Annotated in this window: 1 protein-coding gene; it reads right to left on the minus strand. The window is 42.7% G+C overall.

Features of this window, described 5'->3' with window-relative positions; translation table 11 throughout:
• Position 1: 1 nt before the first annotated feature.
• Positions 2-22,315, minus strand: coding sequence for a non-ribosomal peptide synthetase (locus BrL25_RS23455; protein ID WP_018669861.1), 22,314 nt, complete (start codon positions 22,313-22,315; stop codon positions 2-4).
• Between the last annotated feature and the right edge of the window lie 223 nt (positions 22,316-22,538).

Genomic DNA, 22,538 nt, shown 5'->3' on the forward strand with positions numbered 1-22,538 from the left:
ACTATTGCGTGACCAAAACCTTATATTTTGCAACTACGTTTTCAATCGTTTTGTTGAGCCGCTCCGGTGCTTCGAGCATACTGTAATGGCCAACGTTTTCAATTGATTCAACGTTAATGCCGTAATGTTTAGCGGCATTAACGTTAGTTGTTAACCATGATGATGAATTTATCAATGTTATTGGAACTCTAATCCTGTTTCTCACAGTCTGCATATATGTGACCATACCACGATATGAAGCTTCCAGAATATGCTTGCTTACCAAATTCCGGACAGATTCGACCAGCTTGATCAATGAAGGATCTGCCCCGGGCAAAAACATATCCTTTATCTCCGCGTCACACTCGAAGACAGAGTCTACATATATCTCTAATTGCTCAGCGGAAAGATGCCTTGGCTCAACGTTATGCAAAGTTTCCACTCCGATCAAACCAATGACGTTTCCGTTAATGAGGTACTCTGCTTCGACAATAACGGGACCACCTAGTGAGTGGCCAACCAACACAATATTGGTCAATTCCAGACTGTTAACCACTGAGGCTACATCATTGGCATAGGCGTCAATGGTCCATTTTTCTCGATTGCTACCAGAATCTCCGTGACCGGCCAACTCAATGTTAACTACACGATATTTCTTACTGAAATACTCAATTTGATTAGCCCAGAAGCTCGAATTACATCCTAGACCGTGGACAAGCACAATGGTCATACCGCCGTTACCAGATACTTCGTAGTTTATACAAACTCCATCTTTTGAAAAAACACTATTACGGTGATTAAGTTTCGATTTATTAGGCAAGAACGGTTTTTGTGCGATAATGCCCACATGCTCCATGCCCGAATCCGGTGCATGTTGTGCATTGCGATCCACACCAACGCTACCGAAAAATCCAAGTTTCTCCACAGTAAAGCCAGCAGCCATGCATTCCCGCTCAAATACATCGGGATCCAGTGCATTAATCAGACTAGGCCCGCCCTGCACATCAACCGGATCAAAGTGATCTGCTACATTCTCGATAAAGCCGGGCCATGCATCACCCTCCCGCTTACGGCGCTCATAATCTGGCGCTTTGGATTGCCAATATCCAAAATATGGGGAGTCTGTACTCAGGAAAACCTTCCCACCTGGTTTGAGCCAACGGTACATCTTCTGCAGTGTTATCTTCACCTCTTCCGGACTTAGGAAATGAATCACACGACTTGCATGAATTGCACTAAACTGTCCATCCTCAAAATCTATATTTGGGAGTTTGCCTTGCTTCAAAGTAAGCTGATCTCGAAATTGTTCATCAATACGCTGTTCAAGGATATCTAAATGTTTTTGCTCCAGGTCAACAGCGAAAACTCTGGCGCCGTTTTCCAATGCTGCGATTGTTGCTACCCCATACGCACATCCAATATCAAGAACCTCTCCACCACAGATACCCGCGTATTCGACGAAGTCGCTGGAATATGGAATCAGATGCTCTACCATCACACCCGTTCTATTTAAAGTAGGTACCATACCCTTGAAATTGATGGCGGCCGCAGACTTCAAGTCTTCTAAAATATCATGCTTCTTAAGCACTTTCGCATTTTTTTCATCCTTTCGCGACTTGAGTGTCGATCCGACTGCATAAAGCGGCAATGGAGCAAGGACAATATCATTCGGTTTAAGCACATGGATCGCAGACTTTCTCGAAGAGCGCAAGTAGTGATCTAGTGATACAAGTTCAACTATATTTCCCTTATTTCCGGAATCATTTCGTAATCCCGTCAAGCTCTTTGATTTGTGCTGTTGTCTTCCGATAGCAGTCTTTTGAACTTGATTTTCCTCCGATTGGCTGCCAACTGGATGAGTGTCTGTCTCACTGGAAACGAGCATCTCCTGCTTTTGCTTGCTCCAATAACGTTTTGTGAAAAATGGATACGGAGGCAAAGAAATTCCTTTCGCAACTGCCTGATAATCATGCTTCTGCCATGGCAGGGTGTATCCTTCAATATAGCGTTGTGCCAGGTCCGTAATAAGCTGAATGTAAGCCTCTTGACTGATGCCAAGCTGCTTTAACTGTTTAAACTTGTGTGCAAGTTCATGAACAACAGAAGAATCAGCAGTGAAATTACGCTCCACTAAGCCTGCATACACTCGTTCATCTGGCGTTCCGCTGAGAACCCCTCTCCATACATGTAACGCTTCACGGGCAGAAGTAACCACGATTGCACACCTGTATCTAAAATGATGACGTCCCTTGCCTAGAGTATCACTGATCCGAGCTAGCATAGATTGATTAATCTCTTCATGTTCAAACAGCTCAATCATTGAAGCGATTCGAGCGTTAAGAGCTTCTTGTGTCTTCGCTGACAATAACAGCAAATAGCCAGGAGAAGGATCCGGAGCTACGTATGTTTTTGGAACATATTCGCGAAGGACTACATGTGCATTGGACCCACTCATACCGAAGGCACTTACAGCTCCCGTACGTGTACCGTTTCCAGAATGCGACCACTCCTTAGTCGAATGATTTACATAAAACGGACTATCGTGCCAGTTAATATAATCACTCTCATTCTGACAATTCAACGATGCAGGGATAACACCATGTCGAACGGACTCGGAAAGCGAGATTAGACTGACATTACCGGAGGCCGCAAAGGTATGGCCGATATTTGTTTTGGTTGATGTTAATGCACAATAGCCTTTTTTGTCCGTGACATCCTCGAAAGTACGAATTAAGGCATTTATTTCAACGGGATCCCCCAGTCTCGTTCCTGTACCATGTGTAACAATATGGCCTATATCGGCAGGATTGATATTGTACTTTTGGTAGACCGACGTAATCAACGCTTGCTGAGCACGTCCACTAGGTGCTGTAATACCATTTGTTTTGCCGTCGTAGTTAATACCGCTTCCCACTATTAGGCTGTAGATAGAATTTCCATCACGTTCAGCTTTGGACTTTCGTTTAAGCACTAGGACAGTAACAGCTTCTCCAGGAACCATTCCATTGGCGTGTTCGTCAAAGGAGTGGCATTTTCCATCCGCAGAGAGCATTCCCATCTGACTTAATGCAATGAAGGAATCAGGCGACAAGACAAAATTTGCAGCAGCCACAATAGCTATATCGCACTCACCTGCTCGCAAGCTGGCACATGCCTGATGAACAGCGACCAGGCCGGACGAGCAAGCTGTATTAATTGCTAGCACCGGTCCTGATAGATCTAAGAAATAAGATAACCGAGAAGCTAGGATTGCATCACTATTTGATGTAACCGTAATATCATCAGTAACAAGATGGTAGTCGCCCGGCTCAGCACCGACAAATACACCTACAGTATTGCAAGCCAGTTCCTTCTGGCCCACTTCGGCGTCTTCAAGGGCTTTCCATGCCTCTTGTAACAAATGGCGCTGGCGTGGATCCATCGTCCGGGCTTCCCTTGGCGAAATCTCAAAAAATAGTGGATCGAACTCGCCTACCTTATCGATTGAGCCCATCCATTTACAATTCGTCGTCATTGGCGTAGCTTCTTCTGAATAATACGCATTTACATCGAATCTCGACTTCGGTATTTCTTTGACAGAGTCACGACCATTTACGATATTTCTCCAAAAAAGTTCGACCGATTCTGCCTCTGGAAATAATCCGCTCATGCCAATAATTGCGATCGCATCATCGTCCTCATCACATTTGTCACTCGATTCGCTGTTACGTACAAGTTGTGAATCTTCAGGAAGAAGTCGTTCACTTGCATGGCAACTTGTCACTATTTCCGAAACTTCTGATTCCTGTTCCAATAATGATAAGGCAATAGTAGTGTTGTGTCGCTCAAGGATGTATTCAATCAACTCGGAAATGTTCGTATAGTCAAAGAACACAGAAGGTAAAATGCTTACACCGAATCTCTCCGAGAGAAGTCTGGCGAATTGAGCCAGTCTAATGGAATCTAAACCAATGTCAGCAAAATTTTTGGTTAATTCCAATTTCTCAATTGGAACATTTAAAAGTGAACTGACGATATCTTTTACTACGGAAGCAACTGTCGTAAAAATGTCGATTTCTGATTTAGCATTACAATCACAATTATCAGTCAGGTTATCCTCACTCGGATTGACAGTGATCATTCGGACAGCGCTCGATAGGTATTCGCCCAACACTCTTTCTGCCCTTCTATTTTGAACATTGACAATGATTGGACTAACACAGCCAGATTGAAGAGTAGCGAACAGCAGATTCATCATCTTGGCAAAGTCAAGAGGTTTCTGGGCGCTAGATGTTAAATACATTTCCATCGAGTGCTTGTCCTTGCCCTTGCGTGCCATTGATCCCAAACCGCCATCCTCCAAAATCGGCCAATTTATTGAGTATACGGGAAACGACTGTTCAGTGTCCGTCTGTTTTGCTCGAGTAAGGCTCGACTGAAACCTATTGGCAATAGCATAGTCGCAACTTCCAAAGTCACCAATAACTGATGCAATAGAAGAAAAATGACAAATAAAATCAAGGGATGCAGAACCAAAAACCTTTTCTATAGACAGCGTGCCGTAGGTTTTAGGACATAACACTTTGTTTATATCATCAAAACTCTTTTCGGTAAAAATAGACTTTTCGGCAATTCCTGCTACGTGAAATACCCCGTTAACGGACGTATTATTCTTCCTGTAAACTTCATAATGCTGGCTTAATGCATCGGCATCGCTTATATCAACTTGCCAATACGTTATGAGCTTTGATTTTTCGCCTAGGTTCTGTATCCATTTGGCAGAGGTGATATCATAATCGCTTCTACCGATCAGGATAATCTGAGCATTATAATTAGTAACGAGATACTCAGTTAGCTTTCTACCAATACCTCCAGTTCCACCTGCAACAACGTAAGTACCGCCAGGAACGATGGGTGTTCCCGGATCGCTAGGGATCGAGACAGGACGGATTACACTACTATACCTAACCCCATCGCTATATAATGCACTGGTGCGCTTCGTGCTGGATAATTCTTTTACCACAATTGGCGCCCAATATTCTAGATCAGGCATATCCTCACTCAGAAGCACTCTTACGGTCGTATCAGTAAACACTTGCTTAATCGATCTTTCAATACCAATCAAGCAATCAAGGGACGCCTGTTCAATATCATTTACATATGTTCCTGCGATAACAACATCAGGAATATTTAGGAGTGACCGGGCTATCATTTGAATGACCCCTATTACATAAGACGTATCAATCAGTGCCCGATTCTCTTCTACGGTCCACATATAGACAACCGAGCAAACATCAATGCGATTCATATAAAGATCATCAAACAAATGCACTACCGCATTTGGATCATTGCTATCAATAACATAGAACGTATCTGATACTTTTTGGAAGATGTCCCCCTTGCCAACGTATATAACATTCAAACCGGAGGCATACACAGAAACGTAGTCAGTAAATATCTGCTGTGCTTCAAAATCATGAAGAAAGCAAACGACTGTTTTGCCTTCAACTAAATTCGTTTGTTGAATCGGTGAAGCTTCCCAGCATTCTTCAAATGTCATAATCGAGTATTCATCCTTAGTTGACGGCACAGGGCTCATTACCTGCTTCATGCTACTCTTTTCAAGATAATAGATCTCTTTGCTAAATGGGTAGGTAGGAACACTCACTCGCGGTGGCCTTTGATCGCCATACAGGCTGGACCAATGTATATTCCCCCCGGCTACCCACCACTGCGCAATTTTCGTGAGATTTCCCGTATCAATCCACTGATTTAACAAGAGTGCCTGATCAGCCTCATCACTGATGATAGAGGTTATGCCATTATTGCTCATTTCTCCAATGAAGCGTCGGTTATCCTGTTTTCCTTCAACATATAATGTAAGTGATTCAATCAACTCTGTAATATCCCGGACAAGAAATACTATCCGACATGGCAAAGATACCCTCCCCGCCTGCAATGTATATGCTATGGAGTTGAGACTGACTTGTCCGCTCGATGACAGCAAGAAGTCCAGCATCGCTTCAACATACTGCTTAAGGTTATCTTGCTTCAGAGCAGAAAGCGGAACAATGGAAGGCTTTTCTACAAGACCTCTTTTCTGCTGTGTACGGTCACCCTGAAGTATTGGTGCTTCAAGAATGGCATGTACGTTTGTTCCACCAATCCCAAAAGAGCTCAGTGCAGCTCTGAGCGGAGAATCGCTCTGTTGCAGTGGACGTCCCTCGGCAGCCACAAAAAACGGAGATGTTTCAAACGCTATATTTGGGTTGGGATGTTGATAGTTAATAGAAGTTGGTACATAGCCATTACGAAGTACCAACGCTGTCTTGATGCATCCTGCCAGACCAGCTGCCGCATCAAGATGACCAATATTGCTTTTTACGGAGCCGATTGCACAATATTGATTCCGGCTTGTAAACTCGCGATAAGCATCAGACAATGCAGATATTTCTATAGGGTCACCAAGCTTAGTGCCAGTACCGTGTGCTTCCACATAGGAAATGGTATCTGGGTTGATATTGGTAGCTTTATACACCTGTTTAATTACATCCGACTGCCCTGAAACACTTGGTGCATAGAAACCAGATTTGTCGTTTCCATCGTTATTAATACCGATGCCACGAATAATCGCATAAATATTATCGTTATCTTCAATAGCCTGTACTGCATCTTTCAGAAGCAGGACAGCTACGCCTTCGCCTCCGATCATTCCATCGGCACTTGCATCAAACGCTTTGCAATGACCGTCGGAAGATAAACTGAGCCCTTCCTCATAAAGATATCCAACACCTGTCGGCGCATAAACAGCTGCAGCACCTACCAATGCATGTGTACACTGTTTTGCCTGTATCGCATTAAAAGCAATGGATAGCCCACTCAAGGAAGACGAGCAGTTGGTGTGAATAAACATACTTGGCCCTTTTAAGCCTAGCTTGTATGAAATCATCGTTGGAATTGTTCCCATTTGCGACATCAAGAAGTTGACCAGTGCTTCCGAATCCTTTTTGTCCGTATTGTTTATAAGGTCTGCATGATATTGAGAATTGCAGGTAGACATATAAACAGCAGCATCCGAAATTTCAGATGGAACATACCCAGCGTCTTCGATTGCTTTCCACGAATTACTCAACAATAAACGCAGCTGAGGATCCAATAGTTCAGCATCTCTCGCAGAAATTTTAAAGAACTCAGGATCAAAATCATATTTACCTTCTAGTGATGACTGGGCTGGAACAAAACGCTTATCCTTTATTACGTCAGGATTCATATGCATCTCTTTTAGTTCATCTTGCGAGTAGAACCTAACGCTTTCCACACCATTTACAAGGTTATTCCAAAACTGCGTATAATTATCTGAACCAGGGAATTGGCATGAGATCCCGATAATTGCCACACTGTTCTTGTAGTAATCAGGTAATGTATCCGATTTAATTTGCTGCCCCTCTTTCTCTTTTTCGTGGTCTATATCTTTTAAAGATGTAACGGCAACCTTGCTTTCATTTCCGATTCTACCCAAATATGCGGCTATATCCCGAGCCTTCGAATATTTAAACATATCAGTTACCGAGAACGAAACTTGGAATGTCTTACTTATCTTGTTGGCAACGATTGCAGCAGACACCGAGCTTCCGCCGACTTCAAAAAAGCCTTCGTCAGCACGTATATTCTCTATCCCCAATACATTTTGCCAGATAGCTAGTATAGCGCTTACGTTGTATCCTCTCTCATTTGCCGTTTCAGTTGGTCGTCTATTTGATATCGGCAAGCTTCTTAGCTGCTTCCTATCCAATTTTCCATTTGGTGTCTGCGGCAATTTGTCAAGTGCGACAAAATATGCTGGTACCATATATCCCGGCAACCTTTTAGCAAGATAAGTTTTCAACTCAAGCTCATCTACTTGTGTATCTCTAGTATTGGATGACCGACTCGTAAAATAAGCAACGAGCTGTTTTTCTTCCCCGAGAACCTTATCAACGACTGCACACTGGTCTATAGCCGAATGATTCATTAATTGGGCCTCTATCTCCCCCAGCTCTATGCGATATCCTCTGAGCTTTACTTGAGAGTCAATGCGTCCAAGATATTCGATGCTGCCATCAGGTCTCCAGCGTGCCAGATCACCGGTTTTGTACAGTCTCCCAGTTGATGTAAGTGAGTTATCAATGAACTTTTCTGCACTCAACTCCGGACGGTTCCAATATCCTTTTGAAACTCCATCCCCTGAAATACAAAGCTCTCCTGGAACTGCCACAGGATTTGGTTTACCGCGATCATTTAAAATATAGATTTGCGTGTTAGCAATTGGCTTGCCGATAGTCATAGGCCCATTGGCACTCACTCTGTTCACCGTACTCCAGACAGTAGTTTCTGTCGGGCCGTAAAGATTCCAAGCGTCTGTGCCCAAGTCACAAATCTGCTGCCTGAGTGATGTAGACATTGCCTCTCCACCACACAGGATTTTGAGTTTCTCCGGATTGCGCCATCCACAATAAAACAACATCGACCAAGTAGACGGCGTAGCTTGCATAATGGTCGGGCGAACTTTTTCTATGAGCGCCTTTAAGGAATCTCCATTTTTAGAGGTGGCAGTATCACAGATATAACACGTAGCCCCCTGAATCAAAGGCAAAAATAACTCTAACACAGAAATGTCAAAGCAATGTGTTGTGACGGCCAGCATGATGTCGTCCACGCCTAGACCGGGTTCCTTCGCCATCGAAAATAAAAAGTTTGTCAGAGCTTGATGATGAACCATTACGCCCTTAGGTTTACCAGTGCTACCGGACGTATAAATGACGTATGCGAGATCATCACTGGTTGCCAGACTAGTTGTACTCTGCATTTCATGAATCATGGAAACCTCTTGCGGGGCCTCTTCGTCTATCGTTGTAATTAGAGGCTTGGTTATAACATCCAAATCGCCGACAATCCTTTTTAGCTTTGTAGCAAACGAAGATCGCGTCAACACAATTTTTGCACCAGAATCAGATAAAATATGGGCAACTCGCTCATCCGGATATTCAGGGTCAAGAGGAACATATGCAGCGCCTGATTTTAATACCCCCAACAACAAGACAACGAGTTCCACGGAGCGATCCACATAGACAGCAACCAATTTGTTCGGGCCGACACCGAGCTGCTGTAAGTAGGATGCAAGTTCGTTACTTCTTTCGTCCAATTCAGCATAGCTAACGTGGGTATCATCATATACCAACGCAGTCGCATGAGGTACTTCCTTTGCTTTTCTCATAAAAAGCTGGTGAACACACATTTCACGCGGGTAATCGGTTTTTGTGTCATTCCATTGGTTCAACACTCGGTCAGCTTCAGCCTTAGACATCACCGAAACGGCATCAACGGGTTGAGCAGGATTGCTGATGAACGTATTGAGCAACTGAAGGAAATGACTACTTAGACAACTGATCGTCTCCTCATCAAATAATTCATCGTTATATTTCCAATTAAGGGCATAGTTTTTATCCGGATTGGAAGGTTCGATGACCTCAAGAACTAGCTCATACTCCCCCTCTTGATGAATTCCCTCTACATACTGAAAAGAATGTCTACCTACTGATTCTGTATCTGCCCAATCCTGATACATATAAGCAATTTGGAACAGCGGCGCAGAACCAGAATCCGCCGTAAGCCCAAGTTTTCGTATTAAAAGCGGAAACGGGTAGCTGTTCGATACGCCGTTAATGACTGCACGTTGTAAATTCTTACATAGAGTATCCAAGTTGTCCTGATCATTAATGCAAGTCCTGACAGGAATCATGTTTACGAAATTACCAATTACATTTTCATAAAGCTGCCCATCACGGCAGTTTATAGGCATGCCCACAACAATGTCCCGTTGTTGGGTGTGGACGTAAAGTAAAACATTGAGCATAGTCATGAACACGGTTGATGAATAAACATTTAGACGATGCGCCGTTTGTATTACAGCACGACTCTCTTCAGCAGACATACTATACTTCAAGGTAGCACCACCCTTTGACACAAGAAACTTATCTTTTCGGGGGTGATCCGTGTATAGCTCGATTGGCGTAGGCGCGTTGTGTAATTGCCTTTTCCAGTAATCTAATCGGCTGGTCCCCTCTTCACTTGTCACCAGTTGCTGTTCTTGACTGACAAAATCGCTGTATGTAGCAACTGACGCTTGAGTGGAAAGAACCCCCCCATCTGTTACAGTTTGATAAGACTTGAAAAGGGTTTTCATAAACACAATTGCAGACTGTCCATCAAACACAATGTGGTGCACATTAAACAAGATGAAAGCTGCATTGCCAGATGTGCGATAGACATGAAGCCTACATATTGGTCCTTCATCTAAGCTAATAGGCTGGCTTGACTCCTGTTTCATATATGCTAGTGCTTCGGACTCACTCATATGTGTTAAATCTGCTTCTACGATGTTAGGCGCAGAACCTGAGTTTTCAATCATGATTAGCTCGCCATTCTTCTCACCAATTACACTGGTTAATATTGGATGTTGAGTCAACGTGTACTGATACGCTCTCTCCAGTGACTTTCGATCAAGCTGGCTTGTCCGAAAGCACATTGGTACATTATAGGAACTAGATTCCGGAAACGCTTTTTGCAACGCCCAAATGCCTTGTTGAGATGAAGACAGCGGGTAAGCATATTTCTCCGCACCCGGCTCATCAATAGAAGAATGATGTTCACTACTATGGTGCTCATCCGTGCGTTTTATGAGTGCCTGAATTCTATCCGGGCACGTTTCGCTCAGATAGGAAGCCAATGCATTGACTGTGGAGTACTCAAAAATGCTCGCTGAGTCAAACTGTGCATCAATTTGTTTTCTAATCAGCTGTGTAATACGGATTAACGATTTTGAAGGCAAATTCAAGTCAAGAAAGCTTGTTTCGAAACTGCTTGCTTTCATTGGATAGGAAGTCTCTTCTTCAATCGCATTTGCTAGAAACATTTGGGCCACACTGAATAAGCTTGTTTCTGCCTCGAAAAGGCGCTCTTTTGATGAATGCTTCACTGGCGCTGTCGATATATGAAGAGCGTCAATTTTAGATTGTTTCTCACTAATTTCACACACTTCCTTAGGCTCCGTCTCCCAATAAAATAGCTTTTTAAATGGGTACGTGGGCAAACTGACGCGATATGGACGCGCAAATGAATAGAGCAAATCCCAAGGCACTGGGTGACCACCCAGCCAATGAGCTGAGATCAATTCCTCGTCATAAGACTTAATCGCGGCAATGATCGACTCTTGTCCGGCTTCGTTTTTGGCATATTCTCTGGCTAATTTATCTAGATGCTTGATCATTACCACATCAGTCAAACCGTTGTTCAGCACAGATTGAAGCTTAGTCACCAACTCTTCTACTGATGAGACGCTAAACAGAATACGGGCTTCCAAATGTTCACGTCCGAGCTGCAAAGTATAGGCAATATCTTCAAGGTTATACTTGCATTTATCCAAATAATGAACGAGATTGCTGATGATTATTTCAAGTCTCTCTATATTTTGAGCAGATAAAGGTATCAGCACTGTTTTACGCGAATGCGTAACCTCTCCAAGATGCTGGTACAACGATTCAGGATGGTATTCCTCGATAATCATATGCGCGTTAGAACCGCCGGCTCCAAAAGAGGAAATACCCGCTATAAGAGTGGGATTGCCGTCTTTTTGAACAGGGGGTACCCAATCAGTCAACTCTCGCTGTACGTAGAACGGGGTATTTGAAAAGATAATCCCGTTATTGAGTTCTTCACAATTGATTGATGGAGCCAGCTTACGGTGTTTGAGTTGCATTAGCACTTTTGCTAATGCAGCCATACCAGAGGCACTTTCACTATGCCCGATGTTTGACTTAACAGAACCGATTGCACAGCGCTCACTACCGTCAGATTCTGTCTGAAATGCGCGCTTAAGTGCAGATACCTCTATAGAATCTCCAAGAGATGTACCTGTACCATGGGTTTCGATGTAGCTGAGTGCATTTGGCGTGACATCAGCATTTTTCATAGCCTCGACGACAACATCCACCTGGGCTTTCATATTCGAAACATTATACTTATACGATCTGCCGCTAGCGTTAACTGCGCTTCCTTTAATGATGCCGTAAATATGGTCTCCATTTTCTATTGCTTTTTCTAATGGACGCAATACAACTGCACCGACACCTTCGGAAACCAAAAAACCATTAGCATTTTCCGCAAATGGTCTGCATGTTTGGTCTGGAGTAAGCATGTTCAAGTCTGACAAAAGCTTGAAATGATCCATATTTAAAAGCAAGTTTACACCACCAGCGATCGCGCATTCATTTTCGCCTCTGAGTATGCTTTCAACTGCTAGATGAATTGCCGTCAACGACGAAGAGCATGCCGTATCAACTGCAAGGCTGGTACCCTGAAAGTCAAACAGATAAGAAGTACGATTGGCGATCGATGAATAAGATGCACGCTTGTTATAAGTAGCATTCATAACGCCTACGAACACACCAATCTTGCGTGAATCGGCCAGATTCTCAGGGGTATAGCCGGCATCCTCAATCGCTCCGTACACCGTTTCAATGAACACTCGCTCTTGAGGATCCATCATCGCCGCATCTTTTTCTGAAATACCAAAGAACGGTGCATCAAAACAGCCCACATCTTCCAAAAATCCGCCATACTTGTTCTCAATCGGGGTATCGTCATACCACCATCTGTCCGCTGGGAATGGTGTAATACAATTAATGCCGTTAGCAATCTTCTCCCAAAATTCGTCGACATTTGCTGCACCTGGCATCCGTACATTCAGCCCAACTATAGCAATCTTAGGCTGTATAGTAGATGCCATTTTTACAGATTTGCTTATGGAGGAATCTAGTGATATCCTGCTATGACTTTCTATTGACTCAGCACCGAATTGAGAGTTCGTCACTATATGCTCGGAAACCATGCCTAAGACATTGGCGAGCTCTTCCTTCCTTGTCGAGATCAAATAATTCACCAATTCGGATATCGTCGGGTGATCAAACACTAGGGAAGATTCAAGTTCTTTGAAATTAGACGATAGATCATTATTTATTTTTACGACTAAGATAGAGTCGAGTCCATAATCAAACAAACTCCTATATTCATCTATATCCGTAATTTCCACTTTTAACGTCTTGCCGATAATGGACTTCAAATAGTTCGCACAACGCTTTCTTAACTCCGATTCAGAGTCAGTACCTTCACCCAAGGATCCGCTGTTGCCCATTAAGACTTGTAACTCTTCAAACCTTTCCGAGATAAGATAGTTAGTAAGTGCAGATATGCACTTATATTCAAACAATAGCGAGCTGTCTAAATTGTTGAACCGGTTCGCAAGTTCGTTATTTATCTTTACAACCAGAATGGAGTCAAGACCGTATTCCTCAAGATCAGTATCAACATCCAACTCGGACTCGGGAACATTTAGTGCCTCGCTGATCAATCTGATTAAGTAGGTTTGCGTCATTTCTATTAACAGATCCTTGTTTGAGGTCTGTGCAGCAGTACGCTCAACACCTGATCGGGAGACTGGGCTTAAATCAGCATAAGCATCTCCTTTTACATCCTGGTAGGTTGGCGTAGTTGTACGAGTATAGAAATCACTATCAAATATAATGCCATTACTCGCTGCAACAATAACTTGTTGTCCAAGGCATTTTGCTTTTATATCAGGGAGTGTGGCATTGATAAATCCGAGTTCTGACAATATATCGATCCATGACTCACCAGTCAGACCCGGGCTTCCGGGAATTCTCACCTCTCCATCCCGATATAACCACCATCCATCAAGCAACCCAAATGTTACGTGGGCAAGGATATTGTTGCTGCACATTTCATTTAGCAGCACAACAGCATTATTCTTCATGACTGACTTAATATTGAGCATTGTTTTACGGATATTAGAAGTCGCGTGCAGGGCATTCGTTGAGATTACTACATCATAATAACCTTCCTCGAAGCCCTGATCGACCGGGTTATCTTCTATATTGAGAATTCTCGTTTTTAGATAAGGATAATTTTTTAAGAAAGTTTCTTCTGCATGGTTAAGAAATGCTTTTGAAATATCAGTATAGCAGTACTCATCAATCGAGTCGGAAAATGGTTCTAGTGCCGCTAACACGTTTGTCGTTGTACCACCAGTTCCAGCCCCTACTTCAAGGATCCGAAATCTAGCATCTGGACGATGGATCAATTGTGACTTGATAACGTCACAGAGGGTTCTGCTCAGTTCCAGATTAAAGTAGTCAACAACCGGGCTTCCCTTATAGATCCCATCAAGGGCATCCATAGATGAGTTTGGAAAGATAATGTCAGTTGCTTTCTTTTGGCCTAGTAGCACGTCTTTAAGTCCTTTAAGACAGTTCTCTACCAATCGGACATGTGGTGTAAGATTTTTATTTTTTAACCACGCTTGCTTTTCACTTTCCCATTGATGCCACATCACGTTTGTGGATCGTGCTAGAGACTCGTCAAGCACAAGATTTCCGCCGTTATCCTGTTTGGCAAACCCTTTAAGCAGGAGTTGCCTTTTACTTTCATCCAACCAACGATGCATATTTTTTGGTAACATCCGATACAAACTTGGCAGATTAAGTTTCGAGTCCCCTGTTTCGGAACTTCTTGATAAATCCTTTAATATTCCACATATAAGGTTTAGGGTCATATCTTGCATAGACTGTGGAGGCAAGGTTTCCATTAGAGCATTAATCTGTGCTGCATCTCCCCCAATATTGCTCCATATATGTTTATCCTCAAGCACATTGGGAATGGTTGCAACTAACTGACGAGCGTTTCCTAAATCCCCCAGAAGTTCAAGTGCATCATCTTTAAGCGTTTTTACAAGAGAAATCTGAGAAAAAGGACCGGAAAGGAATCTCTGGAGATGGGTCATAGCTTCATCCGTTTCTAAAGAATCAAATCCCAAGGCTGCCATTCTTTCCTTATAAAAATCATCAGAAACTACACCAACGGTCCCCCAATATCCCCAGTTCATGGTTTTAATCTGTGCCTTTTCTTTAAACCAATCCGTATCGCTACCAAGTGCCTGCGCAAAAGAATCTATAAACGTACATCCTGCTGCATAATTGGCCTGTCCTGCTTCTCTAACAAATGATTCAATTGAAGAAAAGAACAGAATGAAGTCCAGTCTCTCTTGTAAAAATACCTCAACCATATTGACACTGGCGTCAACTTTAACTGACATCACGGATTTAAAACATTCTTCATCCATATAAGCAAGACTTTTGTCGGCCAGTACGATGGCTGAGTGAACAACACCGTTAATAGTCGGATATATTTCACGTATTCTTTCATACGCACGTGTTAATTGTGAACGATCACACGCATCCGCTGAAATGTAAATAGGTACAATTGCATTATGTTTATCAGCGAATTTGCTTATAGAATCAAGTTGTTGTCGAATATGCTGATCCATAGGTCGACGCCCAATCCATACTACACTTGCCCGGTAATGTTCAATCATGTATCGAGTCCAGAGTTCACTGATCCCTCCTGCGCCGCCGATAACTACATACACGCCGCACTCTCGATAGCCTGCTGTATAATTCGGCTGTGTTTGCACGGTCATTAACTCCTGAGCAAACCATTGATTGTTACGTAACCCAAGCGTCTTCCCATTTGTGGAAGGTATGGAAACAATTTCGTCTAATGGAACAGGCATGTCACTCGGTACATCAAGAAGCGCAATATCCCAGTGGGCATACTCTTTCGCCATGCTACTGATCAAGCCATGAACTCCTGCATGAGCAGGGTTTACCTGATCATCCGTTTTAATCTTTTGAGAGGAGAATGTTACCACGGTCCAACGTAGCTTTTTAACACCATAGCCTAAGTGTAAACATGCCTTTATCAATCGAAATAAATGAAATGTTCCAGATTCTTGATCTTCTATTAAATTTCTGACATGTGAATTTGAATCTGATCCAGCGGGAGCAAACCATATAATATGGCTCACATTTTCTGATTCAATCATACCTTGTAGTACGTCGATTGTATCTGCCGGCTTAATCAGGATATGACGGCATTCTCCACTTATTTTCTTTTTAATCTCTAAGTAATACTTATCACTTGTATAGAATACTAATGTAGTCCCTAGTTCAGCTTCAGTATGGTTGGCTGAAAATACTTTTCCACCTTCAGATAAGCAGACAGGCTTCCATACCGGAATGATTGTATGCTGCTTGGCTGTTTGCGGTTGTGTCACATTCCTAGAATGAATTCTACTATCGGAAAATTTCCGATAACCGACTCCTCTCATTCTCACGCATATCATTCCATTCTTATCTACTAAGTCGATATCGAGCAACTTAGAAAACGTGCTTTTTTGGGACGAGTTACCATCGCGAACGATCGAATACATGTGCTCTTTACAAGATCCATAGATCTCCATAGATTTCATTGAAAACGGAATCATAATGTCCTGTTTCTGAAAGACCGATGTATCTTGTTGTTTCATTCTACCAACAACCTGATCCGATACGAGTCCTATGGAAGTCTGAATGGCACCATCCAACATACTTGGGTGTAGAAGATACTGACTGGATGTAGAGGACAATGCATCCGGTAACCGCAATTCTCCGATTGCAAATGGAGCACCTGCCTCTATACCTCGATGAACAATATCTACAATCTTAAATGAATCTCCGTAATCAATACCTGCTAGCTTAATGTAGTCATAACAAACGTCTTTTGGGATAGATATTCCCGTAGCTTTGTTCAACAGCGCCTTCACGTCAGCGCTCGCTTCTCTCTTAAGTGGTAAAATAATCGCTTCGCCTTCTGCATGCTGAACAAGTTCATTCTTTTCAACACTAACAATGCTGAATTTGATTCTGTCATCCTTACCTGAGTTAACACGAACCAGCTCTACGTCCAATACAATACCCGTTTCAAGAATGTATATCGGACGTATCCACGATATATTTTTGAACTTTATATGTGGTTCCATTTCGTCTTCACATTGCATGGCATTCGTTATTGCAGCCCGAGCCATTTCCAGTACGGCAACTGCAGGCATTAACATTCGACCGTCTACAATATGGTCGGCCAGAAAAAATTCACGCCCACTAAAAAAAGACCTATATTTGATTTGATCAAACGTAGATACATTTCGGTGAAGCAGAGAGTGAATTGGGCTACCTACTAAACTTGTATTTTTATGCGTATCTGAATTCTGTTGTGGCCAGTCGTACGATTTCAATTCAAACGGATAGGTCGGTAAACTCATACGTTTAAAAACTGCAGGCGGATAATAAATAGTCCAGTCTATATTTGCACCAGAAACCCATGCCTGCACAATTTCAGACACATTATCTCTTATTGTCATATTAGAAGCATGCTTTTCCACTACCACGTGGTTGCTGTTTTTCTCCCGCAACCCTGTTACATACAAGGATGATTGGTTCCCATGCAGATATTGTTGCATGCCCTCCAAGAACTGGGCAAGGTTTTGCACAACAAAGGCAACACGATATTTCATCTGGGCGCGTCCCGTCTGGAATGTATAAGCTATGTTAGCCAGCAAGCGCTGGGATTGAGTTCGATCGTTGCCAGAGTCTAAAGTCTGTACGTACTCATATAACGCATTGACATAGGATGATAGTATCAATTCCTTGTGAGCCGACACCGGTACAATAAACCCATTATCGTTGTCACAAGATTCGATGTCATTCTTATAGGAAAGCATGTCCACATATTCTTCAAAAATAGCATGTCCGTTTGTTCCGCCAAGTCCGATAGAGCTTACTGCAGCTCTACGCGGATATTCATCAACTGACCACTGAATGGCGTCCTTCACAATGTAAAACGGTGATTGTTCTACATCGATTTTGGGATTTGGTGCTGAATAATTGATTGAAGGCGGAATTTGCTTGTTTTGTAACGCGAGCAAAACCTTGATACATCCAGCTAGACCTGCTGCCGTATCAAGATGACCAATATTAGGTTTAAGCGATCCTATAACGCAAAATGAGTTTTTGGAGGTATAACGTCGATAAACATCCGTGAGTGCCTTAAACTCAACCGGGTCACCTAACTTAGTTCCGGTGCCATGTGCTTCCACGTATGTGATGGTATCCGGGCTAACCTTTGTTTGTTCAATCACTTTCTGTATGACTTTCCCTTGACCGTTGGCGCTAGGGCTATAAAAACCAGGGGTGTCACCACCGTCACTATTGGTAGCTACTCCTCTTAGTATGCCGTAAATATGATCGTTGCTTTCTACAGCATCAGACGCGCGTTTTAACAGGATTGCACCAACGCCCTCTCCTCCCATCATACCGTCCGCGTTACTATCAAACGTCTTGATCTGTCCATCGCTGGAGAAATTAAGCCCAGGCTGATAGATATATCCTTTTCGGTCTAAATGAGATATTCCCCCTGCAGCTACAATAGCGTAATCAATCTTCCCGCTCATCAAGGCTTGAAACGCTAGATCAAGAGCGCTCATTGATGATGAACAGTTAGAATGGACCGATAGGCTTGGTCCTGTAAAACCTAGCTGATAGGAGATCATCGAAGAGACGGATCCACTTTGGGACAATACCCATGCCAAGTACTGTTCGGGGGATTCCGTAACTTCCTTCGTTCTAAAACTATATTCACTTAATGCACCGTAATTGTGGTTCGCTGTGGTTACGTATACACCTGTATTCGGAATGTTTTTATGATAGTAGCCCGCATCTTCCACAACCCTCCATGCATGAAGCAAAAGTTGACGGAATTGGGGATCCATAAGAGCAACATGACTAGGTGACAGCTTGAAAAACTCGCCGTCAAAGCTCTCTTTCTCCTCTAGACCAATATTCACAGGGACATAATTTGGATTTCCCAAAATATCCGGAGGAATATTTGACTTCCGTAATACATTGTCGTCAAAGTAGACTGCTGAATTTTTTCCATCCATCAGATTATTCCAAAATTCTTTATAATTACGGGCACCAGGGAAATGACATGATATTCCGATGACTGCCGCACTTTCTTTATAATACTGTGGACATCCCTTTGCATGGGCAGAGTAACTATCAAGAGGACATTCAGCCTCCTCCTCAATAGAAACCTGTACGCTTCCCGTTTCAGACAAATACTTACAGATCGAATTGACATTTGGATATGTAAACAGGTCTGTAGAATCAAAAGATACGTTGAATTCAGTGCTGATCCTTTCTGCCAGCGTCACTGCAAGCAAAGAGTTACCACCAGCCTCAAAAAAGGCATCTGTGGGCTCTAGGTTTTCGATATTTAAAACATCTTTCCAAATGCTTAGAACTCGATCTTGTGTAACATTTTCTCTAGCAGAAGTCTGTGGTTTTTGGTGTATCGTAATTGTTCGATTCATCAAAAATTTTCTATCTAACTTGCCGTTTAAAGTAAGTGGTAAATGTTCAAGCTGTATTACGAAATCCGGTACCATATAGGCAGGTAGCTTACTGGCAAGATATTTCTTAAGAGTGTGTGCATCTTCAGATGTCGATTTCATGCTTGTTGCAACTGGTACATAATACGCAACCAACTGAGCCGTATCTTCCGACCCTCTAACAACAACGGCACACTCTTTAATATAGTCATGGTGAGCAAGATGATATTCAATCTCTTCCAATTCAATCCGAAACCCTCTCACCTTGACCTGAAAATCAAGGCGGCCCATATATTCAACAACACCATCTGACCGCCAACGAGCCAAATCACCGGTGCGATATATTCTTTCACCGGGAACAAGTGGGTTTTCTATAAATACCTTATTGGTAAGTTCCTCATTGTTTAAATAGCCCATTGCTAAACCAGGTCCCGCAATACACAGCTCACCAGGTACTCCGATTGGCGAAAGCCCGTTTGTTACCCGATCCAAAATATATAGCTTTGTATTAGCAATCGGCCTTCCAATCGGAATGTTTGTATTGTTGCTATTACTATTTTTACAAGAGAAATAAGTTGCATAAATTGAGGCTTCCGTTGGACCGTACACGTTTTCCACACGTGCTCCATCAAACAGGGATACGCATTTATCGGCTAGTTCTTTAGGGAAGGCTTCACCAGCGACCAATATGTATTTAAGAGACCTGCTTTCTCCCTGCTGATAATTCTCTTTCGCAGCATCAAAAAACAAGCTTAACATGGACGGTACGAAGTTGATATGAGTAATCCCGAACCGAATCACGCAATCAACAAGCTTGCTTGGAGACTTCTCAGCTCCTGGTGGTGCGATAACCAGACAACCATCCCCTACAAACCAACCAAAAAGTTCAGCGATTGATACATCAAAAGTATAGTTCGTTTTAAGGAGATATCTATCTTCCTTTCCTAGAGGATATTCTTGTTCTAGGAAATACAGTGTATTTAGAATGCTTCTATGTGTAACACATACACCTTTTGGCGCACCTGTTGTACCTGAGGTATAGATCACATAGGCCGGATTATCGATATCAACGTTATTTACGTACACATCACTCTCCGGCGAAGTGCTGTATATCTGCTCACATTGTATATCCAGGTCAACAAGACGAATATCCTCCAACGCCGTTCCACATTGCATTAGGACGTTATCCAAGAAATGATTAGTTTTTCCATGTACCAGTGCTATTTTTACACCTGAGTCCTTAAGAATATACCCAACCCGCTCATGGGGAGTGTTCGGGTCAATTGGAACGTAGGCAGCACCCGTCTTTAGAATTCCTAGTAGCGCAACAACCATATTCAATGAACGTTCGACACAAACGGCAACAAGACTCCCAGTCCCGATTCCTTCAAAGGAAAGGTAGGCAGCCAGTGCATCAGCCTTTTGATTTAATACTTTGTAGCTAATATGATCAGTGCTGTCCATAACGGCTATATCTTGAGGTCTCTTGAGGGCTTTTCGCTCGAATAGCTGATGGATGCACATATCTTGCGGATACTGGACTTCTGAGCTATTCCACTCGTTCATGATCAGATCTGCTTCTTGTTGAGATAACATTGAGATTTCACAGATTTTTGCAGATGGATCTACTAATATACTCTCTACTATATTTGTAAAATGTTGCCCCATACGTTCGATCGTAGATTGCTCGAAAATACTTGAATCATACTTCCAGTTCAACAGCATACCATCGGGCTTATTCATCACTTCAAGTGTAATTTCGTATTCACTCTGCTGCTGAATTTCATCCATCAATGTGAAACCATGCTCTTCTCTTAAAAGCGGGTCGAGTACATCTTGATATACGAAAGAAGTCTGAAATAGAGGTGACAGGACAGAGTCGTAACCAAGGTTTAATTTTCTAACTAATAATGGAAAAGGATAGCTGCATGCCATCCCGTCAATGACGTCGTTCTGGAGCCTGTCCAAATAGCTTTCAAACGAAGTTTCCATGCTGATTTTGCTGCGCACAGGCATCATATTTATGCAAAATCCAATCAACTTCTCAAAACGCTTCTCGTTGCGCTGGTTAACAGGCATACCGACCATAATGTCATTCTGGCCTGAATATTTGTGCAATAACACATTAAACGCCGCGAGAATGACAGTCCAAACATATACTCCCTGTTTGGCTGCAAAACTTTTTAGGCGCTCTCCTTGAACTATGTCAATATGCTGACTCCATATATCACCTGTTGTAGACTTTACAGATGAGCGAGCTTTATCCAGTGGTAAGTTTAGTCGTGGCGAAGGCTGTTTCAGCTTATCTTCCCAATATGCCAGATAGGCACTGCCGTTCATATTTATCAGCGCTTGCTCTCTTTCAACATAATCAGCATAAGTTGAGTCTAATGTCTTAACTTCTGGCTTGCGCCCATTCATGTAGGTTTCATAAGCTTCAAACAACGTTTGAAGCAGAACCGGTACAGACCCTCCATCAATAATAATGTGGTGTATCGTGATCAGGACGATACTTTCGCTGCCAGAGTTTTTAAATACGGACACTCGGAAAAGGGGACCCTTTTCCAAGTCAAAAGGCATTTGCATCCGGTTCTGAATATGTGTGATTAAGTCAGCCTCTGACAGTGAATGGACGTCCTCTAGCGTCAAACTCAGAGATTTGTGCTTTGAATCAACCTGATAAGGAGTAGCACCCTCCATTGTGAACACCGCATTCAAAATCGGATACTGTTCTAGGATAAAATGACATGCATTTGTAAAGCAGCTCAGATCCAAGTCAACGACCCGAAAACATAAAGGAATATGATAAGCTGACGATTCTTTATTTGATTTCTGGATAGCCCAAAGACCTTTTTGACCTTCTGACAACGGTTGTTTCTTCCATTCGTTTTGCATCCTATGAAGAATATTTTTGATTTCGGATTTACGTAGCTTACCGCCCTTATATTGGGCGATAAGCTCACTAACATTTCCAAGGTTCATTTAATTATTCCCCCCTTGATTAATCAATTAACTTCAACACTACATCAATATCGATAGAACCTTTCTCCAGTTCGCTTAGTGCATTCAATAGTTTTCGATCAACGTTTTCAATATTTGGGTCCTCACATTTATTATTTGTAAACATGGTGGGCGATGGCTTGGATGAAGCTTTTGTTTTTTGTACAGCAATGAGATTATCCAATGCAGTCGGGTAGTGACTTTC

Source organism: Brevibacillus laterosporus DSM 25, assembly GCF_002706795.1.
GTDB classification, from domain to species: domain Bacteria; phylum Bacillota; class Bacilli; order Brevibacillales; family Brevibacillaceae; genus Brevibacillus_B; species Brevibacillus_B laterosporus.